Here is a 24,973-nt window from a genome sequence, read left to right as displayed (position 1 = left end):
TTTTATCGGGGTTTTTTTATTTCCACAAATTCTCATTACATTTGTCTTTTAAAATGAAAAAATGAGATACCTTATTGCGTTGTTTTCTTTCATGGCATTTTCTATTAATGCTCAAGAATTAGATTCAACTAAAGTTAAAGACTTAAAAGCCGATATTAAACTATACAAAACTTTCAATTCAGAGAAAGATACTATTTATATAGATACATCCTTAACCATTAAAGATGAATATAAATACAACTATTTGAAAAAAGATAACTTTGGATTATTTACGTTTTCCAATGAAGGTTATCTTTTTAATCAATTAGATTTTTCAAGAAAAAAAACTTATAATTTACCACAATTTGGTTTTAATGCCAAACATGCAACTTATTTAAATAATAGTGATATTTATTATTATTCTGTTCCAACACCATTAACAGATTTGTATTTCAAAACAGTGATGCGTCAAGGACAAAGTTTAGATGCACTACTTTCTGTAAACACGAAACCGAATTTAAATTTTACCGTTGCTTATAAATCTATACGTTCTATTGGTGATTATTTTAATAATCTAACCAGTTCAGGGCATTTCAGATTTATTTCAAATTATAATTCAATAAATAATAAATATTTTCTTAAAGTTAATTTTGTCGGACAAGACATCTATAATCAGGAAAATGGAGGTGTCGTAGATCCTACTCAATTAGATGGATCAAATCCTTCATTTAGCCAACGCGAAAGAGTTGATGTGTATTTTAATGACGCTTCCTCTAAACTAAAAGGGAATCGTTATTTCTTAGATCATTCCTATCAATTTTCAACTGGGAATTCTTTAGTTTTAAAGCATCAAACATATTATGAAAATAAGTTTTATGAATATTTTCAACCAACTAAAAGTTCAAGATTAGGAAATTCAATCAATTCTTCTATAAATAATAAAACTAGATTTGATGTGTTTTATAATAAACTAGGTGTAAGTTTTAAAACTAATAAATTAGGAGAAATCAATTTCTTTATAGATAATTATTCTTATAATCAATCTTATAAAATCCCTGCTGGTAAGGTATACGATATAAATGTAAAGTATAATTTACATAATCGAATTAATACTATTGGCGGACAATACGAATTCTATCAAAACAAATGGAATTTCAATATTTTATTGCAAAATGCAATTTCTAATCAACCTTCATCAAACTATGAAGTATTTGCTAAATATAAATTTTCTCAGGAAAATTATATAAAAATTTCTGCACAACAAACCAGTAAAATGCCTGATAACGTTTTTGTTTTTAATCAAAGTGACTACGATAATTATAATTGGAATAGCCCATTCAAAAATGAAAAGAGCAGTATTTTAGTTGTCGAAACAAAAAATAAATGGTTTGAAGCATCTGTTCAATTTACTAATTTAAACGATCATTTGTATTTTTTTAATACAGAGGAAAGAATTGATAGTTTAGTGGTGAAACCTTTTCAATACAATAAATCTATTCAATATTTAAGTGCCGAAATCGCTAAAGAAATTAAATATAAAAATTGGGCCTTAGATAACCGAATTAAAATGCAAGAAGTACAACAAGGTGCCAAAATTTTAAACTTACCTTATCTTGTGCTAAGACATACATTGTATTACACCAAACCCGTTTTCAAAAAAGCGATGTTGTTGCAAACTGGAATTACTGTAAATTATTTCAGCAACTATTATGCAGATGATTATGTGGCAGTTTTAGGAGAATTTTTTGTGCAAGATCAACAAAAAGTTGGAGGTTTCCCAGTTTTAGATTTCTTTGTAAATGCTCGCGTACAACAATGTAGAATTTACTTAAAAGCCGAACATGTTAACGCATTATTTACAAATAAAGTAGATTATTACAATACGCCTAACTCACCATTCCGCGACTTTCACGTACGTTTTGGATTAGAATGGAATTTCTTTAAATAGAATTTGGGCGTGCCCTTACAGGTCGTGCTGTCCGCTATATTCCCGAAGAAAAATCGGGAGATGCCGCTACCATCACTCACGCATCCGTTTTCATAATGATATTTTCGTTTATATCAGAAATTAATTAACTTTTTACATCGAAAGTTTAAACCTGAAACAAAAAAAACTAACTTTGTAGCCAATAATAGATTTAGAAATGAACTACGCAAAAAACATATTAGAAACTATCGGAAATACGCCAATAGTAAAATTGAATAAAATCGCAGAAGAAATTCCTTGTTTAGTTTTAGGAAAACTAGAAACTTTTAATCCAGGAAACTCTGTAAAAGACCGTATGGCCGTAAAAATGATCGAAGATGCAGAAGCAGACGGTCGTTTAAAACCAGGCGGAACAATTATCGAAGGAACTTCTGGAAATACTGGAATGGGTTTAGCTTTAGCGGCTATCGTAAAAGGTTACAAATGTATTTTTGTAATTTCTGATAAACAATCTAAAGAAAAATCAGATATTCTTCGTGCAGTTGGCGCAAAAGTTATCGTTTGTCCAACAGATGTAGAGCCAACAGATCCACGATCTTATTATTCAGTTTCTAAAAGATTAGGAGACGAAATTCCTAATTCTTGGTATGTAAATCAATATGATAATCCAAGTAATGCTACCGCACATTATGAGCAAACTGGTCCAGAAATTTGGAAACAAACAGAAGGAAAAATTACGCATTTTGTAGTTGGAGTAGGAACTGGAGGAACGATTTCTGGTGTCGCTAAATATTTAAAAGAACAAAATCCAAATGTAAAAATTTGGGGAATTGATACGTATGGTTCTGTGTTTAAAAAATATCACGAAACAGGTATTTTTGACGAAAACGAAATCTATTCGTATATCACAGAAGGAATTGGAGAAGATATTTTACCTTTAAATGTTGATTTTTCTCTAATCGATGGTTTTACAAAAGTAACGGATAAAGATGCTGCAGTTTATACACGTAAATTAGCTTTAGAAGAAGGGATTTTCTGTGGAAATTCAGCTGGAGCAGCAGTTAAAGGATTGCTACAATTAAAAGAACACTTCAAACCAGAAGATGTTGTAGTGGTTTTATTCCACGATTCAGGAAGTAGATATGTAGGTAAAATGTACAACGACGAATGGATGCGCGAACGTGGATTCCTAGACGAAGAACTAACAAAAGCAGAAGATTTAATCAAAGATCATAAAGATAAACCATTAGTAATTGTTCGTACAGAAGAATTGGTTTCTCATGCGATTGAAAGATTGAAAAAATACAAAATTTCTCAAATCCCTGTAATAGATACAACTGGTTTTGTAGGAAGTGTAGACGAATCTGACTTGTTTAGAAGTTATTTCGAAAACAAAGATATCGCCGATTTACCAATCAAAGATGTAATGGGAAAACCTTATCCAATTGTTTCAGCAGCAGCTTCTATTGATGAAGTTTCTAAATTAATTAGCAAAGACAATCAAGCAGTTTTAGTAGATTTAGGAAACGGAAGACACCATATTATTACCAAACACGATATTATTAGCTCTATCAAATAAGGAATTGATAACGTCAGTTCGAGTATTTCGATGAAGTATAAATCGGAATGTATCGAGAACTTTTATAAATATTTTTAAAAACGGATAGCAAAATGTTATCCGTTTTTTTTATATTTGTTTTTTATTATATGCCAAAATTAAATTTTATACGCCGTGCAAGAAGAATTTCTCCATTATTTATGGGTAAATAAGAAGCTACCATTTACCCAACTCAAAACACATCTCAACGAGGATTTAGAGATCAATCATTTCGGACAGTATTTGCAAAATGCTGGACCTGATATTTTTAATGCCCAAATTTCTATTAACCAACAAAAATGGGCTGGAAATATAGAAATTCATATTAAATCTTCCGATTGGTATGTTCATAATCATGAAAAAGATCCCAATTATGACAACTTAATTCTACACGTGGTTTGGGAAAATGACTCACCAATTTTCAGAAAAGACAATTCAGAAATCCCAACTTTGGAATTAAAAAAGTACGTAACACTTTCTGAAATTAATAAATATAAATCGTTAATTGCTTCTAAATCTTGGATCAATTGCGAAAATCATATCGCAGAAACGGATGATTTTATTTGGATTAATTGGTTAGAAAGTCTGTTTTTAAATCGTTTAGAAAGAAAATCAGAAGTCATCGATAAAAGACTTCAAGAAACCAATTACAATTGGGAAGCCGTATTTTTTGAAATGCTAGCCAAAAATTTCGGACTCAATACTAACGGCGATTGTTTTTTACAATTGGCTCAATCCTTTCCTTTTTCGATAATAAGAAAAGAAAGTTTTGATGCAGCAACTTTAGAAGCTTTGTTTTTTGGGAAATTAAATTTGTTAGAAAATAATTTAGAAGATGAATACTATTTTAAATTAAAAAGTAATTGGGATTATCTCAAACTAAAATATAATATAAAGGAAGAACTCGGTTTGCAACCACAATTTTTCAAACTTCGTCCCGATAATTTCCCTACGATTCGACTGTCGCAATTGATTCAGCTAATTTCAAACAAACCAAATTTTTTTTCTCAAATCCTTTTAGCTGATTCGTATTCAGATATAAAAAATTTATTAAAAAGTGAAACGTCAGAATATTGGAAAAGTCACTACAATTTTTCAAAAAAGAGTAAACCAAAAAGTAAAATATTAACCGATCAATTTATTGATTTGCTGATTATTAATACCGTTGTTCCCATTAAGTTTAGTTATGGTAAAAATCAAGGAAAACTTAATGTGGAAGAGTTAATTTCGCTTTTAGAAGCTATTCCTTCTGAGAAAAATTCCATTTTAGATAAGTTTTCAGAATTTAAAGTAAAGTCGGCAAATGCTTTTCAATCGCAATCGTTATTAGAGTTAAAAAATGAATATTGTAACAAAAATAAGTGTCTCAAATGCGCTGTAGCTTTGCAATTGTTAAAAAACTAAGTATCTTTATCCTTTATAAATTAGAAATGTACAACTTACTTCATTTTTTCGAGAAAAACGGATTTTATGTCGCTTCACGTTTGGCTGATAGGTTAGGTATGCGCGCCACTCAAGTGCGTTTGTTTTTCGTGTACATTTCTTTTATTACAGTAGGTTTGGGATTCGGATTTTATTTAACATTGGCTTTTTTGTTAAAATTAAAAGATATGATTTACACCAAGCGCAGTTCTGTGTTTGATTTATAAAAAAATCCATGATAAAATTTTCTAAAGGGCATTATTTCGGTATTGCCATTTTGCTAGCCCTAATTGGGTTGTTGCAAGTTTGTTTCTATTGGTTTGATAATCAAGAATCTTCAAGTGATGTTAATTTGTCTCACGATGATAAAAATTGGTTACAACAACAAAATAGTATAGATAGCTTAAAAGAAGTTACTCAAGAAGCTGCCGCTAAAATTTATCCATTTAATCCAAATTTTATTTCGGATTATAAAGGCTATAAACTGGGAATGACCGTTGAGCAAATTGATAAACTTCATAAGTTAAGAAAACAAAATAAGTATGTAAATTCTAATGCAGAATTTCAAAAACTAACTGGCGTTTCCAACGATTGGATGAAACAATACGCGCCTTATTTCAAGTTTCCAGACTGGGTAACGAATAAGTCTTCAAATAAATACCCATCTAATTTTGAAAATAAATATCAAAAATTTGAGAAAAAAGAAACTAAAATTATCGTTCAAGATATCAATACAGCTAATCAAGTAGAACTGGAAAAAGTATATATGATTGGCGAAAAATTAGCACTTAAAATAATTGCAGAAAGAGAAAAATTTGGTGGTTTTGCTGATATGGAACAACTTAATTTTATTTGGGGAATTTCGTTAGAAGCTATTGCAGACTTAAATAAAAGATTCCAAATTAAATCTACAGGAAATTTAAAGAAAATTAAAATTAATGAGTTGCCAATTAAAGAGTTACAACAGTTTCCTTACTTTAATTATTACATTGCTAAAAACATTGTTACCTATAGAAGTATGAATGGAGAAATTAAGAATATTGAAGATTTAACAAATGTTAAGCAATTTCCTGTTGAAAAATTAAAAATAATCGCCGTATATTTGGAATTCTAAAATAAATCAATAAAAATCAACAAATACACAGCATAGTTTTATGAATTCATTATATTTTACAGAAGAACACGAATTATTCAGAGAAAGTTTAAGAAGTTTTTTGCACAAAGAAGTAGTACCACACATTGAAAAATGGGAAAAAACAGGTACAATTGAACGCTTTATTTGGGAAAAATTCGGAGAAATGGGCTTTTTCGGATTAAAATATCCTGAAGCTTATGGTGGACTAGGTTTAGATTTGTTTTATACGGTTGTTTTTTTAGAAGAACTTCAGAAAATTAAATCTTCTGGTTTTGCTGCAGCAATGTGGGCACACGCTTATTTAGCTATGACGCATTTAAATGCAGAAGGTGATGAAAGAATTAAACAAGACTATTTAGTACCAAGTATTTTAGGTAAAAAAATTGGAGCATTATGTGTTACAGAACCTTTTGGTGGAAGTGATGTAGCTGGAATGAGAACAACTGCTGTAAGACAAGGTGATAAATTTATTATCAACGGTTCTAAAACATTTATTACAAATGGTGTTTATGCTGATTATTACGTAGTAGCTGCAAAAACAAGTCCGGAACTTGGAAACAAAGGTATCAGTATGTTTTTGATGGATTCAAATCTAAAAGGAATATCTGCCACTAAATTAGATAAATTAGGTTGGAGAGCATCAGATACTGCGGAAATTGCCTTTGATAATGTAGAAATTCCTGTAGAAAATTTAATGGGTGAAGAGGGAAAAGGATTTCCTTATATCATGCAACATTTTGCTTTCGAAAGATTAATTATGGCAATCAATGCACACGCAAGAGCAGAATATGCAATTGATTATACAATTGAATATATGTCGCAACGTGAAGCTTTCGGAACAACAATAAATAAGTTTCAAGCTTTAAGACATACAATGGTAGAACACGCTACAGAAGTGGAACACTGTAAACTATTCAATTACGCAGCAACTGCCAGATTAGATAAAGGCGAATATGTAGTGAAAGAAGCTACAATGGCGAAATTAAAATCTACAAAAGTAGCTGATTTAGCCATTTACGATTGTTTGCAAATGCTTGGTGGTTACGGTTATATGGAAGAATATCCATTAGCTCGTTTGTTAAGAGATAGTCGTTTAGGACCAATTGGTGGTGGAACGTCAGAAATCTTAAAAGAGATTTTATCGAAAATGATTATCGACAAACAAAATTACCAACCAGCTGTAAAAGAATAGATTAAAGTAATATAGGTAATAAAACATAGAAACCAAGTAATGAGAAATTGTTACTTGGTTTTTTGTTTTAAAATGTTAATTTTGTGCTTAAATTCTTAAAAAATGATATTAAAAAAACTAATTAAAATAATGGCAATCTTTGCTATTTCATTTTCTTGGGGGCAAGAAATAAATGTAGATATTCAGAAGACAAAACTGTTTGAGTCTGAGAATAAATTTTTCGGATTACATGACATTAAAGACGATGGTAATGGAGGCTTCATTGCGTTGCGAGAATTTTCTAAAGCTACATTTACTGATAAACGTTTTTATCAAGTGGAGTTTTATGATAAAAAAATGAAACTAACAAAATCTTTTGAATTAGATTTTAAGAAAGAATTTAGAGTTAAAAATGAAAATTTTCTTTTGTCTTTATTAGTTAAAGAAGGTGTTTACCATTTAATAGTATTTGAACATAATGCTAAAAGTAAAGAATATGTTTGTTCCGTTTTATCATCGAAATTAAATGAATTAAGTTTTGTTAAGAAAGAGCTTTTTAGAATTGAAGAGACAAAAATTAAATCTGGTTTTTTGGGTCAATATGATCCTGAGAATATTTTGCAACAGCATGTTTTTTTTAATGAAAATAAAACAAATTTTGCTGTTATGATTGATATTTATGAAGATAAAAACGACACAAAAAACTTTTATATTTTTGATAATAATTTTAATTTAATTAAAGAATATAATTCTGTTAAAAATGTAAAAGATGAAAATTGCAGGTTATTAGAAATAGTTTTATCTAATACAAATGAAGTTTATTTGTTAAATGAAATTTGGCGAGAAAAAAATAAAGACAGGAAAGAGTTAGGGGAAGTTTATTATGATTTGGATAAGATTTCTAATGATAATAAAGCTAGTTCTATTAAAGTTTCAGGTAATGGTAAAGAGCGATTTGATGTCCCTAAAATAAAATTAAATGATAATAGCTTGTTTTTGGTGAGTTATTATTATGATGAAAAAGAAACTCGAAATGGATTAGCTGTATTTGAATATAATGCAAATGATTTAGTGTTAAAAACTAATAAATTTAACTTGTTTACAGATAAATTGATTTTGGAGAAGCAAAATGTTAAAGGTAAAGTCGAATGGCATCCAATAAGAGTAAATGACATTTATTTTGACGCCAATGGATTAATAGTTTGTAGTGAAGAATATTATGAAGTTTCCGGAGGAGTAGGTTCAAATTCTTATAGTTATTGGAGACGTGGCGATGTTTTTATAGAGAAAATCAATTTTAATAACGAGGTTTATTGGGAAAATTTAATACATAGAAATCGTCCTGATAAAGATGTCGGTTTAAAGCCAACAAAGAGTTTTTATAAGGATGGTGATTTGTATCTTTTCTCAAATGTTTTAGACGAAAATAAGCTGGACGAAATAAATGTTTCTCTTTCAAAACTTAACAGATCTTTAAGTTGTTTTAAAATAAGTAAAGATGGTAAGTTTAATTATAGTGATTTGATAAATGGAGAAGAAATCACTTCTTATATAAACTTGAGTGGTGTTTTTTGTGAAAATAAAAACGAGTTTTTATTTATTGGTACAGTTAAAGATAAAAATGTATATCAATATTATAAAATCACTTTTTAAAATAATTCACAATTTATAATTGTCAATTCAAAATAATAATATACTTTTGCACACTTAACGAGAGGAGGTGTCAATATTATGTTAATTATACCAATTAAAGACGGAGAAAATATCGATAGAGCATTAAAGCGCTATAAAAGAAAATTTGATAAAACAGGAACTGTTCGTCAGTTACGTGCGCGTCAAGCTTTCATTAAGCCTTCTGTTACAAACAGAATTAAAATTCAAAAAGCGGCTTACATCCAAAACATGAGAGACAACTTAGAAAGTTAATCTATCATTTTTTGATTAAATACTATAACCGTTAGATTATAAATTATAAATTTGTATCTAACGGTTTTTTTATGCGCAATAATTTACAGTCACATACAGAATATCTCGAAAAAGAGAAAAAATATTCACCACTTACCGTAAAAGCGTATTATAATGATATTGTGTCGTTTCAACTCTTTTTAAATGAAAGCCACGATTCTTGTAAACTAGAAGAAGTAAATTATCCGTTAATTAGAAGTTGGATTGTGTGTTTGTCAGATTCTGAAATAGCACCTTCTTCCATTAATCGGAAAATGGCGTCTTTAAAATCGTTTTACAAATTTCTTTTAAAAACCAAACAAATAGAAATTAATCCTTTCGTAAAACACAAATCGTTAAAAACACCAAAGCAAGTTCAAATTCCTTTTTCAGAAAAAGAAATCAATCTATTATTCGAAACGCAATTTTTGGAGACAGATTTTGATAGTGTTCGAAATAGGTTGGTGGTGGAATTATTATATTCAACTGGAATGCGTCGCGCAGAATTAATAAACTTAGAATTAAATGCTGTTGATTTTTACGGAAAAACAATTAAGGTTTTAGGGAAACGAAATAAAGAAAGGATTCTTCCATTGTTACCATTAACTTTAGAAATTGTTACCTTATATTTAATAAAAAGAAAAGAACTTCAAATAATTGTTAACAATGAAAAGTTAATATTGTCTAAAAAAGGAAATAAAATAAGTGAAACGTTTGTATATCGATTAATAAATGATTACTTTAGTACTGTATCTGAAAAGGTAAAAAAAAGCCCTCACGTTCTTAGGCATTCGTTTGCAACACATTTGTTAAATAACGGTGCAGATTTAAATTCAGTTAAAGAGTTGCTTGGTCATGCGAGTTTGTCATCCACTCAGATTTATACGCATAGTAGTTTGTCAGAGTTAAAGAAAGTGTACAATAATGCGCATCCGAGGAACAAATAAGTAATGTTTAATTTAATACCAATTATTATTATGAAAGTTAATGTTCACGCGGTTAATTTTAATATCGACAAAAAATTAGTTGATTTTATAGATGAGAGAATGACTAAATTAGAAAAATATTACGATAAAGTAGTTTCTTCTGATGCTTTTTTAAAGGTTGAGAATATAAGTGAAAAAGAAAATAAAATTGTAGAATTAAAAGTATTAGTTCCAGGCGATGATTTTATTGTAAAAAAGCAAAGTAAAACTTTTGAAGAAGCGGCGGATTTAGCTGTGGAATCTTTAGAACGTTTGTTGGTAAAAAGAAAAGAAAAGCTAAGAGCACATAGTTAATTGAAAAAAAAGATTTAAAAAAGTTTTGATTAATAAATAAATTACATACATTTGCAGTCCGTTAGAAATAGCGGACTTTTTCTATATATAGAAATGCCGGTGTAGCTCAGCTGGCTAGAGCAGCTGATTTGTAATCAGCAGGTCGTGGGTTCGAGTCCCTCCACTGGCTCTTTGAAATTTTTGGAATACTATTTATGCAATAAAATGTTTAAATAGAAAGGGGAGATACTCAAGCGGCCAACGAGGGCAGACTGTAAATCTGCTGTGAAAACTTCGCAGGTTCGAATCCTGCTCTCCCCACAATTTTTTTAATGATTTATTTGGAAATGACTTTCAGGTAAATGGTTTGAAAAATAGGTTAAAAGAGAATTGAAAACAAGTTTAGGTTTGTTTTTGACTTCTGAACTCACAACAGCCGGTGTAGCTCAGGGGTAGAGTGCTTCCTTGGTAAGGAAGAGGTCTCGGGTTCAATTCCCGACATTGGCTCAAAGTAGAATTAATTTTTGAACACTAATAATAATAACTAAGATTAAATTTTAAAATCATGGCAAAGGAAACATTCGACCGTTCGAAGCCCCATTTAAATATTGGTACTATCGGTCACGTAGATCACGGTAAAACTACATTAACTGCAGCAATTACAAAAGTATTGTCAGATGCTGGTTTATGTGAAGGTAAGTCATTTGATCAAATTGATAATGCACCGGAAGAAAAAGAAAGAGGTATTACAATTAATACGTCGCACGTTGAGTATGCAACTGCTAATCGTCATTACGCTCACGTTGACTGTCCAGGTCACGCGGATTACGTAAAGAACATGGTTACTGGTGCTGCGCAAATGGATGGTGCTATCTTGGTAGTTGCTGCTACAGATGGTCCAATGCCACAAACTCGTGAGCATATCCTTTTAGGTCGTCAAGTTGGTGTGCCTAGAATGGTTGTATTCATGAACAAAGTGGATATGGTTGATGATGCTGAATTGTTAGAATTAGTTGAAATGGAAATCAGAGATTTATTATCTTTCTATCAATATGATGGTGATAATGGTCCAGTTATCCAAGGTTCTGCATTAGGAGGATTAAACGGTGATCCAAAATGGGTTGCTACTATTATGGAATTAATGGATGCGGTTGACTCTTGGATTGAATTACCAGTTCGTGACGTTGAAAAACCATTCTTAATGCCAGTTGAGGATTCATTTACAATTACTGGTCGTGGAACTGTTGCTACAGGTCGTATCGAAACAGGTATTGCAAACACTGGAGATCCAGTTGAAATCATCGGTATGGGAGCTGAAAAATTAACTTCTACTATTACTGGAGTTGAGATGTTCCGTAAAATCTTAGATAGAGGTGAAGCTGGAGATAACGTAGGTTTATTGTTAAGAGGTATTGATAAAGCTGATATCAAAAGAGGTATGGTTATTATTAAGCCAGGTTCAGTAAAACCACACGCTAAATTCAAAGCAGAGGTTTATATCTTGAAAAAAGAAGAAGGTGGACGTCATACTCCATTCCATAATAACTACCGTCCTCAGTTTTATGTACGTACAACTGACGTAACAGGTACTATTATGTTACCAGAAGGAAGAGAAATGGTAATGCCAGGTGATAACTTAACTATTGATGTTGAATTATTATCTCCAATTGCATTATCTATCGGTTTACGTTTCGCTATCCGTGAAGGTGGTAGAACAGTAGGTGCTGGACAGGTAACTGAAATTTTAGACTAATTATAAGTCAATAATAAATTAAAATCAGTACTGAGAAGTCAGTACTGGTTTTTAACAAACGGGCGTAGTACAAGGGCTAGTATAGTGGTCTCCAAAACCATTGATGGGGGTTCGAATCCCTCCGCCCGTGCAAAATAAAGTAAATATCATGTTAAAATATTTCTCTGAAGCATTCGAAGAATTAAAATCAAACGTAACTTGGCCTGCTTGGGCTGAAGTTCAAAAATATACTATTATTGTTGCTTTGTTTTCAGTAATATTTGCTTTAGCAACTTGGGGTGTTGATTTAACTTTCACTAAAGTGTTAAACGGATTCTTTAATTTGTTAAAAGGTTAATACAAAATGGCTGATAATAACGTAAAGAAGTGGTATGTCGTAAGAGCAGTAAGTGGACAGGAAAACAAGATTAAAGCTTATATTGAGCAAGAAGTTAATCGTGTTGGAATGGGTGATTACATTTCTCAAGTACTTGTGCCTACAGAAAAAGTTGTTTCAATTAAAGACGGTAAAAAAATATCTAAAGATAAAGTATATTTTCCTGGCTATGTAATGGTTGAAGCAAACTTAACAGGTGAAATACCTCACATTATTAAATCGATTACAGGTGTAATTGGCTTTTTAGGTGAAACTAAAGGTGGTGAACCAGTTCCATTAAGAATGGCAGAAGTAAATAGAATGTTAGGAAGAGTTGATGAGTTATCTGTAACAACAGAAAATGTTAACATTCCTTATTCAATTGACGAAACAGTTAAAGTTATTGATGGTCCTTTCAATGGTTTCAATGGAACTATTGAGAAAATAAATGAAGAAAAGCGTAAACTTGAAGTAATGGTTAAAATTTTCGGTAGAAAAACACCATTAGAATTGAGTTTTACGCAAGTTGAAAAAGTATAATTTTTGTTACATATATATAAACCCGCATTAATCGCTTCCAATGATTAATGTAAAATTTTAAAAAATGGCTAAAGAAGTTAGTAAAGTAGTTAAACTACAAGTTAAGGGAGGTGCTGCGAACCCGTCGCCACCGGTTGGACCTGCTTTGGGAGCTGCTGGGGTTAACATCATGGAGTTCTGTAAGCAATTTAATGCTAGAACACAAGATAAACCTGGCAAAATATGTCCAGTACAAATAACTGTATATAAAGACAAGTCTTTTGACTTTGTTGTAAAAACTCCACCTGCTGCAGTTCAATTAATGGATGCTGCAAAATTAAAGTCTGGTTCAGGAGAACCTAATCGTAAAAAAGTAGCTAACGTTACTTGGGATCAGATTAAGGTAATCGCTGAAGATAAAATGGCAGATTTAAATGCATTCACAATGGAAGCTGCAATGAGTATGATTGCTGGAACAGCTAGATCTATGGGTATAACTGTAACTGGAGATTCTCCTCTAAAATAAGAGATATGGCAAAATTGACAAAAAAGCAAAAAGAAGCTGCTGCAAAAATTGAAAAGAATAAATTATATTCTTTAAAAGATGCATCAGTATTAATCAAACAAATTGCTTCTGCAAAGTTTGATGAATCAGTTGATATCTCTGTTAGACTTGGAGTAGATCCAAGAAAAGCAAATCAAATGGTAAGAGGTGTGGTTGCATTACCACATGGTACAGGTAAAGATGTAAGAGTTTTAGCTCTTGTTACTCCAGATAAAGAAGCGGAAGCTAAAGCAGCAGGTGCAGACCACGTTGGTTTAGATGACTACCTTCAAAAAATCAAAGATGGTTGGACAGATATTGATGTAATCATCACTATGCCAGCTGTTATGGGTAAATTAGGTCCATTAGGACGTGTTTTAGGACCAAGAGGTTTAATGCCAAACCCTAAAACAGGTACTGTAACTATGGATGTTGCTAAAGCAATTCAAGAAGTTAAAGCTGGTAAAATTGACTTTAAAGTTGATAAAACTGGTATCGTTCATGCAGGAATAGGAAGAGTGTCTTTTGATGCTGATAAAATCTATGAAAATGCACACGAAATTGTTCAAACATTAATCAAATTAAAACCAACTGCGGCGAAAGGTACTTACATTAAGTCTATTCACTTAACAAGTACTATGAGTCCTGCTATCGCTTTAGATCCTAAAGCAGTATAATTGGTAGTTAAATATATTTAGTATGACTAGAGAAGAAAAATCAATTGCTATTGAAAATTTAACTGCACAGTTAGCAGATGTGAATGTTGTATATTTAGCAGACGTATCTGGACTTGATGCAGGGACTACTTCAGACTTAAGAAGAGCTTGTTTTAAAGCGGGAATCAAATTAGAAGTTGTAAAAAATACTTTATTAGCAAAAGCTATGGAAGTATCTGCAAACGACTACGGAGATTTACCAACTACTTTAAAAGGAAATACTTCTATAATGATCGCAGATACAGCTAATGGACCTGCAAAAATCATTAAAGAATTCCGTAAAAAAGGTAAAAAACCTCTTTTAAAAGGAGCATATATTAATCAAGAAGTTTACATTGGTGACGAACTTTTAGATAGCTTAGTAGCTATTAAATCTAGAGAAGAAGTTATCGGTGAAATCATCGGATTATTACAATCTCCAGCTAAACGTATACTTTCAGCTTTATTAAACAACGCTGAAACTAAAGGTGAAGCTGCAGAATAACAAAACAAAACGCACTTAATAAATTACATATTTTAAACACATTAAAGATAGAAAAAATGGCAGATTTAAAAAATTTCGCAGAACAATTAGTTAACTTAACAGTAAAAGAAGTTAATGAATTAGCAACTATATTAAAAGACGAGTACGGTATCGAACCAGCAGCTGCAGCAGTAGTTATGCAAGCAGGTGGTGGAGATGCAGGTGCTGCAGCTGAACAAACTGAATTTACAGTTGTATTAAAAGAAGCTGGTGCTTCTAAATTAGGAGTTGTAAAAGCGGTTAAAGAATTAACTGGTTTAGGTCTTAAAGAAGCAAAAGATTTAGTAGATTCTGCTCCAACAAATGTTAAAGAAGGAGTTTCTAAAGATGAGGCTGAAGGTCTTAAGAAAGCTTTAGAAGAAGCTGGAGCTGTTGTTGAGTTAAAATAATCTCACCCAGTTTATAATACAGGTTTAGGTCTTGGAAGTCATTTCCACGACCTAAACCATTTTTCGTATAATAAAATTTTATATTTTATTTCGAAAAATGTTTTTTTAAATCAATACGAAGAAAAAAATTAATTGTAAAATTATTTTAAAGATGTATTGGTTGTAAAAAGAAAGTATAAATTATTTTAAATGTTGTGTTAAACACAAAAATTACTTTTTTTTAATCAAAATATTGTCCATTGATGATTGCTAATCAAACAGAAAGAATCAATTTTGCCTCGACAAAAAACATACCGAATTATCCAGATTTTCTAGATATTCAGGTAAAGTCATTTCAAGATTTTTTTCAATTAGAAACTAAATCAGACGAAAGAGGTAACGAAGGTCTTTATAATACCTTCATGGAAAATTTTCCGATAACTGATACTAGAAATCAATTCGTTCTTGAATTCCTAGATTATTTTATTGACCCACCAAGATATACTATCGAAGAATGTATTGATAGAGGTTTAACATACAGTGTTCCTCTTAAAGCGCGTTTAAAGTTATATTGTACAGATCCTGAGCACGAGGATTTTGAAACTATCGTGCAAGATGTATATTTAGGAACAATCCCATACATGGCACCAAGCGGAACTTTCGTTATCAATGGAGCTGAGCGTGTTGTTGTTTCGCAATTGCATAGATCACCAGGGGTTTTCTTTGGTCAATCTTTCCACGCAAATGGAACTAAATTATATTCTGCCAGAGTAATTCCTTTTAAAGGTTCTTGGATAGAATTTGCAACAGATATCAATAATGTAATGTATGCATACATTGATAGAAAGAAAAAATTACCAGTTACTACTCTTTTCCGTGCGATTGGTTTCGAAAGAGACAAGGATATCCTTGAAATTTTCGACCTTGCTGAAGAAATTAAAGTTTCTAAAACTGGAATAAAAAAATACATCGGTAGAAGACTTGCCGCACGTGTTCTTAACACTTGGCATGAAGATTTCGTAGATGAAGATACTGGCGAAGTTGTTTCTATCGAACGTAATGAAATTATTTTAGATCGTGATACTATCTTAGATAAAGATAATGTTGAGGAAATCATTGATGCGGATGTAAAAGTAATTTTATTACACAAAGAGGATGCTAATCAAGCAGATTTTGCTATCATCCACAACACATTGCAGAAAGACCCTACTAACTCTGAAAAAGAAGCAGTAGAGCATATATATAGACAATTACGTAATGCCGAACCGCCTGATGAAGAAACGGCTCGTGGTATTATCGACAAATTATTCTTCTCTGATCAACGTTACAACTTAGGTGATGTAGGTCGTTACAGAATGAATAAAAAGTTATGCTTAGATATTCCAATGGATAAACAAGTTTTAACTAAAGAAGATATCATTACAATTGTAAAATACTTAATTGAATTAATTAATTCAAAAGCAGAGATTGATGATATTGACCACTTATCTAACCGTCGTGTTAGAACTGTAGGGGAACAATTATCAGCTCAATTCGGTGTTGGTTTAGCTCGTATGGCTCGTACTATTCGTGAAAGAATGAATGTACGTGATAACGAAGTCTTTACTCCGATCGATTTGATTAACGCGAAAACGTTATCATCTGTAATTAATTCGTTCTTTGGTACAAACCAGTTATCTCAGTTCATGGATCAAACGAATCCATTAGCAGAGATTACTCACAAACGTCGTTTATCAGCACTTGGACCTGGAGGTTTATCTAGAGAAAGAGCAGGTTTCGAGGTTCGTGACGTTCACTATACGCACTACGGACGTTTATGTCCTATTGAAACTCCTGAGGGTCCAAACATTGGTTTGATTTCGTCACTTGGAGTATATGCTAAAGTAAACGGAATGGGATTCATCGAAACACCTTACCGTAAGGTAACTGATGGTGTAGTTGATTTAGTTTCAACTCCAGTTTATTTAAGCGCTGAAGAAGAAGAAGGAAAAATGATTGCGCAAGCAAACATTGAAATGGATGAAAACGGTAAAATTCTTGCTGATAATGTAATTGCTCGTGAAGAGGGAGATTTCCCAGTTGTTTCACCATCTGTAGTTCATTACACAGACGTTGCGCCAAATCAAATTGCTTCTATTTCAGCTTCATTAATTCCTTTCTTAGAGCATGATGATGCAAATAGAGCCTTGATGGGTTCTAACATGATGCGTCAGGCTGTACCTTTATTAAGACCAGAAGCACCAATTGTTGGTACTGGTTTAGAAAGACAAGTTGCGTCTGATTCTCGTGTCCTTATTAATGCAGAAGGTTCTGGAGTGGTAACTTATGTTGATGCTGATAAAGTAACAATTAAGTACGATAGAACAGAAGAACAAAGAATGGTAAGTTTTGAAGAAGATGAAAAAACTTATAATTTAATTAAATTCAGAAAAACGAATCAAAGTACAACGATCAACTTAAAACCTATTGTAAGAAAAGGAACTAGAGTGGAAAAAGGTCAAGTACTTTGTGAAGGATATGCAACGCAAAACGGAGAGTTAGCTTTAGGTAGAAACCTACAAGTTGCCTTCATGCCTTGGAAAGGGTATAACTTCGAGGATGCAATTGTAATTTCTGAAAAAGTTGTTAGAGACGATATTTTCACTTCTATCCACGTTGATGATTATTCATTAGAAGTTAGAGATACTAAATTAGGTAACGAAGAGTTAACTAACGATATTCCTAACGTTTCTGAAGAAGCAACGAAAGATTTAGATGAAAATGGAATGATAAGAATTGGAGCTGAAGTTAAACCTGGTGATATCCTTATCGGAAAAATTACACCAAAAGGGGAATCAGATCCAACTCCAGAAGAAAAATTATTACGTGCTATCTTTGGTGATAAAGCAGGTGATGTAAAAGATGCTTCATTAAAAGCTTCTCCATCATTACACGGTGTAGTTTTAGACAAAAAATTATTTGCTAAAGCCGTTAAAGATAAACGTAAGCGTTCTAAAGATAAAGAAGATTTAGACAAACTTGAAATGGAATTCGAAGTAAGGTTCGTTGAACTTAAAGACAAGTTAATCGATAAATTATTCTTAATCGTAGACGGAAAAACATCTCAAGGTGTAATCAATGATTTAGGTGAAGAAGTATTACCAAAAGGTAAAAAATTCACTAAAAAAATGTTACAATCAGTTGACGATTTTGCTCACTTAACAAAAGGACAATGGACAACAGACGAACATACAAATTCATTAATTAACGATTTAGTACACAACTATAAAATCAAATTAAACGATTTACAAGGTGTATTAAGAAGAGAGAAATTTACAATTTCTGTAGGTGATGAATTACCAGCTGGAATTTTAAAATTAGCTAAAGTTTATATCGCTAAGAAACGTAAGTTGAAAGTAGGGGATAAAATGGCAGGACGTCACGGTAACAAAGGTATTGTTGCTAAGATTGTTCGTCAGGAAGATATGCCTTTCTTAGAAGACGGAACGCCAGTAGATATCGTATTAAATCCATTAGGAGTACCTTCTCGTATGAACATTGGACAGATTTATGAAACCGTATTAGGTTGGGCAGGTTTAAAAACTGGTAAAAAGTTTGCAACTCCTATCTTTGATGGTGCTTCATTAGATCAAATTAACGGGTATACTGACGAAGCTGGAATTCCAAGATTCGGTCATACTTACTTATACGATGGTGGAACAGGTGAACGTTTCCATCAACCAGCAACTGTAGGTGTAATTTACATGCTTAAGTTAGGACATATGGTTGATGATAAAATGCACGCTCGTTCAATCGGACCATACTCTTTAATTACGCAACAACCTTTAGGAGGTAAAGCGCAATTTGGAGGGCAACGTTTTGGAGAGATGGAGGTTTGGGCACTTGAAGCATACGGTGCATCAAGTACTTTAAGAGAAATCTTGACAGTTAAATCAGATGATGTAAACGGTAGAGCGAAAACTTACGAAGCAATCGTAAAAGGTGAAACTATGCCAGAACCAGGATTACCTGAATCATTCAATGTATTAATGCATGAATTAAAAGGTCTTGGTTTAGATATCAGATTAGAAGAATAAATAAATAGAATTTATCAATGTAGAGACGTTTTTTAACGTTCTCTACTTTGGTATTTTAAAGAGTTTTTAGGATTTAGCCCCGTAATCCGTTCCGATTTTTTATAGAAATCTAATTTCTATAATTAGCACTTCAATATCGAGATTGAAGTTTAGAGAAGTAATCCGAGGGTCGTAGTTTTATAATAAGTATAAAACTAAAATCAATTTTAAATTGCACATAAATCAATAGTAAAAACTATGATGAATAATAGAAATAATAAAGACAAAAGTACTGGAGTTAAAAGATTTAACAGAATAACAATTGGTTTGGCTTCGCCAGAATCAATGTTAGGTGAATCTAGAGGTGAGGTTTTAAAACCAGAAACAATCAACTACCGTACACACAAACCAGAAAGAGATGGTCTTTTCTGTGAACGAATTTTCGGACCAGTTAAAGATTTCGAATGTGCTTGTGGAAAATATAAAAGAATTCGCTACAAAGGAATCGTTTGTGACCGATGTGGAGTTGAAGTTACGGAGAAAAAAGTACGTAGAGATAGAGTAGGACACATCAACCTTGTTGTGCCAATTGCTCATATCTGGTATTTCCGTTCTCTTCCAAATAAAATTGGTTACGTTTTAGGATTACCTTCTAAGAAATTAGACATGATTATCTACTACGAAAGATATGTAGTTATTCAAGCTGGTATTGCTAAAGGTCCAGAAGGTGAAAGTTTAAGTAGACTAGACTTCTTAACAGAAGAAGAATACTTAAATATTGTGGATACTTTACCAATGGAAAATCAATATTTAGATGATTCAGATCCTAATAAATTTATCGCCAAAATGGGTGCTGAATGTATTATGGATTTATTAGCACGTACAGATTTAGATGCTTTATCTTATGATTTACGTCACAAAGCTAATAACGAAACGTCTAAACAAAGAAAAACTGAAGCATTAAAAAGATTGAACGTTGTTGAATCTTTCCGTGAAGCAAATAAAAACAGAGAAAACCGTCCAGAATGGATGATTTTAAAAGTAATCCCGGTTATTCCACCAGAATTACGTCCTCTTGTGCCTTTAGATGGTGGTCGTTTCGCAACTTCAGATTTAAATGATTTATACAGAAGAGTAATCATCCGTAACAATCGTTTAAAAAGATTAGTGGAAATTAAAGCGCCGGAAGTAATCTTACGTAATGAAAAACGTATGTTACAAGAAGCGGTTGATTCACTTTTTGACAATACAAGAAAAGCTTCTGCTGTTAAAACAGAATCAAACAGACCATTAAAATCTTTATCAGATTCATTAAAAGGAAAACAAGGTCGTTTCCGTCAAAACTTATTAGGAAAACGTGTGGATTATTCTGCTCGTTCAGTAATTGTTGTTGGACCAGAAATGAAATTGTTCGAATGTGGTCTTCCAAAAGATATGGCTGCTGAATTGTACAAACCATTCGTTATTCGTAAATTAATCGAAAGAGGAATTGTTAAAACAGTTAAGTCGGCTAAGAAAATTATCGACAAAAAAGAACCAGTAGTATGGGATATCTTAGAAAATGTTATCAAAGGACATCCAGTATTACTTAACCGTGCTCCTACACTTCACCGTTTAGGTATCCAAGCTTTCCAACCAAAGTTAATTGAAGGAAAAGCAATCCAGTTACACCCATTAGTATGTACGGCTTTCAACGCCGATTTCGATGGTGACCAGATGGCAGTTCACTTACCTTTAGGTCCAGAAGCAATTTTGGAAGCACAATTATTAATGTTAGCGTCTCACAATATCTTGAATCCTGCGAATGGTGCACCAATTACGGTACCTTCTCAAGACATGGTATTAGGTCTTTACTATATGACCAAAGAACGTTTAACAACTCCAGAAATGGAAATTATTGGAGAAGGTTTAACTTTCTATTCTGCTGAAGAGTGTAATATCGCTTTAAATGAAGGAAGAGTTGAATTAAATGCTCGTGTTAAAATTAGAGCAAAAGACTTTAATGAAAACGGAGAATTAGTATATCAAATTATCCAAACTACAGCAGGTAGAGTATTATTTAATGAAGTAGTACCTGAAGCTGCAGGATATATAAATGAAGTTTTAACTAAGAAAAATCTTCGTGATATTATTGGTAAAATTTTAGCTGTAACTAGTGTACCTGTAACTGCTGCTTTCTTAGATGATATGAAAGATATGGGTTACAAATTCGCTTTCAAAGGTGGATTGTCATTCAGTTTAGGTGATATTAGAATTCCAGAACAAAAAACGCAATTAATTGCTGATGCTCGTGTACAAGTAGAAGGTATTTCTGCTAACTACAACATGGGACTTATCACAAATAACGAGCGTTACAATCAGGTAATTGATATTTGGACTTCTGCCAATGCACAATTAACAGAATTAGCGATGAAAAATATCCGTGAAGACCAACAAGGTTTCAACTCGGTATATATGATGCTTGACTCTGGTGCAAGGGGTTCTAAAGAACAAATTCGTCAGTTAACTGGTATGCGTGGATTAATGGCTAAGCCGAAAAAATCAACTGCAGGTGGTGGTGAAATTATTGAAAACCCGATTCTTTCTAACTTTAAGGAAGGTTTATCGATTTTAGAATACTTCATTTCTACTCACGGTGCGCGTAAAGGATTAGCGGATACGGCTCTTAAAACTGCCGATGCAGGATATTTAACAAGAAGGTTACATGATGTATCTCAAGATGTTATTATTAATTCTGTAGACTGTGGAACATTAAGAGGTGTAGAAGTTTCTGCATTAAAGAAAAACGAAGAAATTGTTGAAACTTTAGGAGAAAGAATTTTAGGACGTGTAGCATTGCAAGATGTTGTAAATCCATTCAACTCTGAAGTTTTAGTTCAAGCTGGAGAACATATTACTGAAGCAATTGTAAAAGCTATTGACGCTTCACCAATTGAAAAAGTAGAAGTTCGTTCACCATTAACTTGTGAAGCTAAAAAAGGAATCTGTACTAAATGTTACGGAAGAAACTTAGCAACAGGTAAAATGGCACAAAGAGGTGAAGCTGTCGGTGTAATTGCCGCACAGTCAATTGGAGAGCCAGGAACACAGTTAACACTTCGTACTTTCCACGTTGGAGGGGTTGCCGGAGGTATTTCTGAAGAAGCTGGTATTTCTGCACGTTTTGCTGGAAAATTAGAAATTGAAGATTTAAAAACAGTTAAAGGAGAAGATGGTGAAGGTAATACTGCTGATATCGTAATTTCTCGTTCTACTGAATTAAAATTAGTTGATGTTAATACAGGTATTTTATTAAGTACACATAATATTCCTTACGGTTCTACAATTTCTGTAAAAGATGGAGATGTAGTTGAAAAAGGAGCAACAATCTGTAAGTGGGATCCTTATAATGGTGTAATTGTATCTGAATTTACAGGTAAAATTGCTTATGAAGATTTAGAACAAGGTCAATCATTCATGGTTGAAATTGATGAGCAAACAGGTTTCCAAGAGAAAGTAATTTCTGAAGGACGTAACAAAAAATTAATTCCAACTTTACATATTTATGGTAAAGATGGTGAGTTAATTAGATCATACAATTTACCTGTAGGTGCTCACCTTATGGTAGATGATGGTGAGAAAATTAAAGCAGGAAAAATTCTTGTGAAAATTCCTCGTCGTTCATCTAAAGCAAGTGATATTACTGGAGGTTTACCAAGAATTACCGAGTTGTTAGAAGCTCGTAATCCTTCAAACCCTGCAGTGGTTACTGAAATTGATGGTGTAGTTACTTTCGGAAAAGTGAAAAGAGGTAACCGTGAGTTATCAATTGAATCTAAATTCGGAGATGTTAAGAAATATTTAGTGAAGCTTTCAGCTCAAATCTTAGTTCAAGAAAATGACTTCGTAAGAGCAGGAACTCCATTATCAGACGGAGCAATTACTCCAGAAGATATCTTAAGAATTCAAGGACCATCTGCTGTTCAACAATACTTAGTAAACGAAATTCAAGAAGTTTACCGTTTACAAGGAGTAAAAATCAATGACAAACACTTCGAAGTTGTGATTCGTCAAATGATGAGAAAAGTAAGAATCCAAGATCCAGGAGATACCTTATTCTTAGAAGATCAATTAGCACATACTTCAGACTTTATTCTAGAAAACGATAAGTTATACGGAATGAAGGTTGTAGAAGAAGCTGGAGATTCTGCGAACTTAAAACCAGGACAAATTATTTCTCCAAGAGACTTAAGAGATGAAAATTCATTGTTAAAACGTGAAGATAAAAACTTAGTTTCTGCAAGAGATGTAATTACTGCGACTGCAACACCTGTATTACAAGGTATTACAAGAGCATCGTTACAGACTAAATCATTCATTTCTGCGGCATCGTTCCAGGAAACTACTAAAGTATTAAACGAAGCAGCTGTTGCTGGTAAAATCGATACATTAGAAGGATTGAAAGAAAATGTAATTGTGGGTCACAGAATTCCTGCTGGAACAGGTATGAGAGATTATGATAATATTCTTGTAGGTTCTAAAGAAGAATACAGTGAATTAATGGCTGGAAAAGAAGAATTCAGCTACTAATATTCAAATCACATAATAAGTATAAAAACCTAACAGATTTTTTCTGTTAGGTTTTTTTTTAATCAAAATTATACTTAATCTTGTAGTATAGTTAACAACATGATATGGGTTTGTAAAACTTATATGTTTAAAATCAAATAATTAATTGAGGATGAGATTGCTTCGTTCCTCGTAAAGACATAAAAATGGAAAATAACAACCAAGAAGGTCAAATCAATATCGAATTAGACGAAAAAATTGCGGAAGGAACCTATTCTAATTTAGCGATTATCAATCATTCTAATACAGAATTTGTAGTAGATTTTATTTCGTTAATGCCAGGTGTACCAAAAGCCAAAGTGAAATCAAGAATTATCTTAACGCCACAACACGCGAAAAGATTATTAAAAGCTTTAAGTGAAAATATTCACCGTTTTGAAAGTGCACACGGACAAATTAAAGAAGAAGAACATCCACCAATTCCATTAAATTTCGGACCAACTGGACAAGCGTAATTACTATGAATAAAGTTTTCTTACTTTTTGTTTTATCTTTCACATTTGCCAATTCTCAAACTGAAAAAGATACTGTTGTAAATAAAGTAAATATAGATTCATTGGTGAATAAAATCAAATATGAAGAAATATATGAAGGAATAAATTCAAAGAGTAAAAGGCAATTTTTAGGGAAGGAAATTCCTTTTTTTATAGTTAAAGATATCAATGGGTTTGAATTTGATAGTTCTAAAACAAAAAGATTAGTGTTTTATAATTTTTGGTTTTCGGGTTGTGTTCCTTGTGTTTTGGAAACAGATATGCTTAATAATTTGCAAAATAAATTTAAAGATCAAGTTGATTTTGTTTCCGTAACCTTTGATTCGAAAGAAAGCGTGGTTAACTTTATAAAAAAACATCCTTTTAATTTCAGACACTTATCTGTTAGTAAGGAGTTTTTAAGTAATTTAGATATTAACGGAGGTTATCCAACTTCTGTATTGGTTTTTGATGGAAAAATTATAAAATATAGACTTGGTGGACCAAGTGATTTGGAAACGTTAACTTCAAAGCTTGGTTTGTTTGGTACATATTATAAATTTAGAAGTGCTATAGAGCAAGCTTTGGCAACTTTTAAATAATTGAAAACATCTTGCTAATAAAA

Annotated in this window: 21 protein-coding genes and 4 tRNA genes; all 25 read left to right on the top strand. The window is 32.1% G+C overall.

What is annotated here, in order from left to right:
• Positions 1-61 precede the first annotated feature (61 nt).
• The 25 genes from UEQ13_RS07520 to UEQ13_RS07400 all read left to right on the top strand — a co-directional run bounded on the left by UEQ13_RS07520 (position 62) and on the right by UEQ13_RS07400 (position 24,950).
• Positions 62-1,927: a putative porin gene (locus UEQ13_RS07520; protein ID WP_329805728.1), complete on the top strand. Its 1,866-nt coding sequence runs from the start codon at positions 62-64 to the stop codon at positions 1,925-1,927.
• A gap of 196 nt (positions 1,928-2,123) precedes the next feature.
• The gene (locus tag UEQ13_RS07515; RefSeq protein ID WP_329805727.1) at positions 2,124-3,485 is read left to right on the top strand and encodes a pyridoxal-phosphate dependent enzyme; all 1,362 of its coding nucleotides are present in this window, start codon (positions 2,124-2,126) and stop codon (positions 3,483-3,485) included.
• Positions 3,486-3,638: 153 nt separating this feature from the next.
• On the top strand, positions 3,639-4,907 hold the full coding sequence (locus UEQ13_RS07510) for a DUF2851 family protein (protein WP_329805725.1): 1,269 nt from the start codon (positions 3,639-3,641) through the stop codon (positions 4,905-4,907).
• 26 nt (positions 4,908-4,933) lie between these two features.
• Positions 4,934-5,152 (top strand): PspC domain-containing protein, encoded by a 219-nt coding sequence (locus UEQ13_RS07505; protein ID WP_091309403.1) that lies wholly within the window; start codon positions 4,934-4,936, stop codon positions 5,150-5,152.
• Positions 5,153-5,160: 8 nt separating this feature from the next.
• Entirely contained in the window at positions 5,161-6,039 is an 879-nt protein-coding gene (locus UEQ13_RS07500; RefSeq protein WP_329805722.1) for a ComEA family DNA-binding protein, read from the top strand.
• 40 nt (positions 6,040-6,079) lie between these two features.
• Positions 6,080-7,252, top strand: a complete 1,173-nt coding sequence (locus tag UEQ13_RS07495) for an acyl-CoA dehydrogenase family protein (protein WP_329805721.1) — start codon at positions 6,080-6,082, stop codon at positions 7,250-7,252.
• Positions 7,253-7,354: 102 nt separating this feature from the next.
• Entirely contained in the window at positions 7,355-8,884 is a 1,530-nt protein-coding gene (locus UEQ13_RS07490; RefSeq protein ID WP_329805720.1) for a hypothetical protein, read from the top strand.
• Positions 8,885-8,962: 78 nt separating this feature from the next.
• On the top strand, positions 8,963-9,157 hold the full coding sequence (gene rpsU, locus UEQ13_RS07485; RefSeq protein ID WP_166127146.1) for a 30S ribosomal protein S21: 195 nt from the start codon (positions 8,963-8,965) through the stop codon (positions 9,155-9,157).
• Between the two features lie 71 nt (positions 9,158-9,228).
• Entirely contained in the window at positions 9,229-10,122 is an 894-nt protein-coding gene (locus UEQ13_RS07480) for a tyrosine-type recombinase/integrase (RefSeq protein ID WP_329805719.1), read from the top strand.
• A gap of 30 nt (positions 10,123-10,152) precedes the next feature.
• Positions 10,153-10,455 (top strand): ribosome hibernation-promoting factor, HPF/YfiA family, encoded by a 303-nt coding sequence (gene hpf, locus UEQ13_RS07475; protein ID WP_091309383.1) that lies wholly within the window; start codon positions 10,153-10,155, stop codon positions 10,453-10,455.
• A gap of 95 nt (positions 10,456-10,550) precedes the next feature.
• Positions 10,551-10,624 (top strand) — tRNA-Thr (locus UEQ13_RS07470).
• A gap of 50 nt (positions 10,625-10,674) precedes the next feature.
• Positions 10,675-10,755 (top strand) — tRNA-Tyr (locus UEQ13_RS07465).
• Between the two features lie 114 nt (positions 10,756-10,869).
• A tRNA-Thr gene (locus tag UEQ13_RS07460) sits at positions 10,870-10,941 on the top strand.
• 58 nt (positions 10,942-10,999) lie between these two features.
• Positions 11,000-12,187 carry an elongation factor Tu gene (gene tuf, locus UEQ13_RS07455; protein WP_166127174.1) on the top strand — a complete coding sequence of 396 codons (1,188 nt, stop codon included), beginning with the start codon at positions 11,000-11,002 and terminating at the stop codon, positions 12,185-12,187.
• 58 nt (positions 12,188-12,245) lie between these two features.
• A tRNA-Trp gene (locus UEQ13_RS07450) sits at positions 12,246-12,317 on the top strand.
• An 18-nt stretch (positions 12,318-12,335) separates the two neighbouring features.
• Complete coding sequence (secE, locus tag UEQ13_RS07445; protein ID WP_225875147.1) at positions 12,336-12,524, top strand: preprotein translocase subunit SecE; 189 nt, start codon at positions 12,336-12,338, stop codon at positions 12,522-12,524.
• A 6-nt stretch (positions 12,525-12,530) separates the two neighbouring features.
• The gene (gene nusG / locus UEQ13_RS07440) at positions 12,531-13,082 is read left to right on the top strand and encodes a transcription termination/antitermination protein NusG (RefSeq protein ID WP_166127202.1); all 552 of its coding nucleotides are present in this window, start codon (positions 12,531-12,533) and stop codon (positions 13,080-13,082) included.
• A 64-nt stretch (positions 13,083-13,146) separates the two neighbouring features.
• On the top strand, positions 13,147-13,587 hold the full coding sequence (rplK, locus tag UEQ13_RS07435) for a 50S ribosomal protein L11 (protein ID WP_166127205.1): 441 nt from the start codon (positions 13,147-13,149) through the stop codon (positions 13,585-13,587).
• A gap of 5 nt (positions 13,588-13,592) precedes the next feature.
• Complete coding sequence (rplA, locus tag UEQ13_RS07430; protein ID WP_166127209.1) at positions 13,593-14,282, top strand: 50S ribosomal protein L1; 690 nt, start codon at positions 13,593-13,595, stop codon at positions 14,280-14,282.
• 22 nt (positions 14,283-14,304) lie between these two features.
• Positions 14,305-14,805, top strand: coding sequence for a 50S ribosomal protein L10 (gene rplJ, locus UEQ13_RS07425; RefSeq protein WP_166127212.1), 501 nt, complete (start codon positions 14,305-14,307; stop codon positions 14,803-14,805).
• 56 nt (positions 14,806-14,861) lie between these two features.
• Entirely contained in the window at positions 14,862-15,233 is a 372-nt protein-coding gene (gene rplL, locus UEQ13_RS07420) for a 50S ribosomal protein L7/L12 (protein ID WP_166127216.1), read from the top strand.
• A 242-nt stretch (positions 15,234-15,475) separates the two neighbouring features.
• Complete coding sequence (gene rpoB / locus UEQ13_RS07415) at positions 15,476-19,288, top strand: DNA-directed RNA polymerase subunit beta (protein WP_166127221.1); 3,813 nt, start codon at positions 15,476-15,478, stop codon at positions 19,286-19,288.
• A 237-nt stretch (positions 19,289-19,525) separates the two neighbouring features.
• The gene (gene rpoC / locus UEQ13_RS07410) at positions 19,526-23,836 is read left to right on the top strand and encodes a DNA-directed RNA polymerase subunit beta' (protein ID WP_329805717.1); all 4,311 of its coding nucleotides are present in this window, start codon (positions 19,526-19,528) and stop codon (positions 23,834-23,836) included.
• A 185-nt stretch (positions 23,837-24,021) separates the two neighbouring features.
• Positions 24,022-24,330 carry a DUF3467 domain-containing protein gene (locus UEQ13_RS07405; RefSeq protein ID WP_329805716.1) on the top strand — a complete coding sequence of 103 codons (309 nt, stop codon included), beginning with the start codon at positions 24,022-24,024 and terminating at the stop codon, positions 24,328-24,330.
• Between the two features lie 5 nt (positions 24,331-24,335).
• Complete coding sequence (locus tag UEQ13_RS07400) at positions 24,336-24,950, top strand: TlpA family protein disulfide reductase (RefSeq protein WP_329805715.1); 615 nt, start codon at positions 24,336-24,338, stop codon at positions 24,948-24,950.
• Positions 24,951-24,973: the final 23 nt, after the last annotated feature.

This window comes from Flavobacterium facile, from assembly GCF_036321945.1.
GTDB classification, from domain to species: domain Bacteria; phylum Bacteroidota; class Bacteroidia; order Flavobacteriales; family Flavobacteriaceae; genus Flavobacterium; species Flavobacterium facile.
Note: the sequence above shows the minus strand (reverse complement) of the source record. Positions and strands in the feature narration are given on the sequence as shown.

Excerpts from the sequence above, each read along its gene's own strand:
- UEQ13_RS07520 (WP_329805728.1), top strand. The coding sequence starts at position 62 with ATGAGATACCTTATTGCGTTGTTTTCTTTCATGGCATTTTCTATTAAT.
- UEQ13_RS07515 (WP_329805727.1), top strand. The coding sequence starts at position 2,124 with ATGAACTACGCAAAAAACATATTAGAAACTATCGGAAATACGCCAATA.
- UEQ13_RS07505 (WP_091309403.1), top strand. The coding sequence starts at position 4,934 with ATGTACAACTTACTTCATTTTTTCGAGAAAAACGGATTTTATGTCGCT.
- UEQ13_RS07500 (WP_329805722.1), top strand. The coding sequence starts at position 5,161 with ATGATAAAATTTTCTAAAGGGCATTATTTCGGTATTGCCATTTTGCTA.
- UEQ13_RS07495 (WP_329805721.1), top strand. The coding sequence starts at position 6,080 with ATGAATTCATTATATTTTACAGAAGAACACGAATTATTCAGAGAAAGT.
- UEQ13_RS07490 (WP_329805720.1), top strand. The coding sequence starts at position 7,355 with ATGATATTAAAAAAACTAATTAAAATAATGGCAATCTTTGCTATTTCA.
- rpsU (WP_166127146.1), top strand. The coding sequence starts at position 8,963 with ATGTTAATTATACCAATTAAAGACGGAGAAAATATCGATAGAGCATTA.
- UEQ13_RS07480 (WP_329805719.1), top strand. The coding sequence starts at position 9,229 with ATGCGCAATAATTTACAGTCACATACAGAATATCTCGAAAAAGAGAAA.
- hpf (WP_091309383.1), top strand. The coding sequence starts at position 10,153 with ATGAAAGTTAATGTTCACGCGGTTAATTTTAATATCGACAAAAAATTA.
- tuf (WP_166127174.1), top strand. The coding sequence starts at position 11,000 with ATGGCAAAGGAAACATTCGACCGTTCGAAGCCCCATTTAAATATTGGT.
- secE (WP_225875147.1), top strand. The coding sequence starts at position 12,336 with ATGTTAAAATATTTCTCTGAAGCATTCGAAGAATTAAAATCAAACGTA.
- nusG (WP_166127202.1), top strand. The coding sequence starts at position 12,531 with ATGGCTGATAATAACGTAAAGAAGTGGTATGTCGTAAGAGCAGTAAGT.
- rplK (WP_166127205.1), top strand. The coding sequence starts at position 13,147 with ATGGCTAAAGAAGTTAGTAAAGTAGTTAAACTACAAGTTAAGGGAGGT.
- rplA (WP_166127209.1), top strand. The coding sequence starts at position 13,593 with ATGGCAAAATTGACAAAAAAGCAAAAAGAAGCTGCTGCAAAAATTGAA.
- rplJ (WP_166127212.1), top strand. The coding sequence starts at position 14,305 with ATGACTAGAGAAGAAAAATCAATTGCTATTGAAAATTTAACTGCACAG.
- rplL (WP_166127216.1), top strand. The coding sequence starts at position 14,862 with ATGGCAGATTTAAAAAATTTCGCAGAACAATTAGTTAACTTAACAGTA.
- rpoB (WP_166127221.1), top strand. The coding sequence starts at position 15,476 with ATGATTGCTAATCAAACAGAAAGAATCAATTTTGCCTCGACAAAAAAC.
- rpoC (WP_329805717.1), top strand. The coding sequence starts at position 19,526 with ATGATGAATAATAGAAATAATAAAGACAAAAGTACTGGAGTTAAAAGA.
- UEQ13_RS07405 (WP_329805716.1), top strand. The coding sequence starts at position 24,022 with ATGGAAAATAACAACCAAGAAGGTCAAATCAATATCGAATTAGACGAA.
- UEQ13_RS07400 (WP_329805715.1), top strand. The coding sequence starts at position 24,336 with ATGAATAAAGTTTTCTTACTTTTTGTTTTATCTTTCACATTTGCCAAT.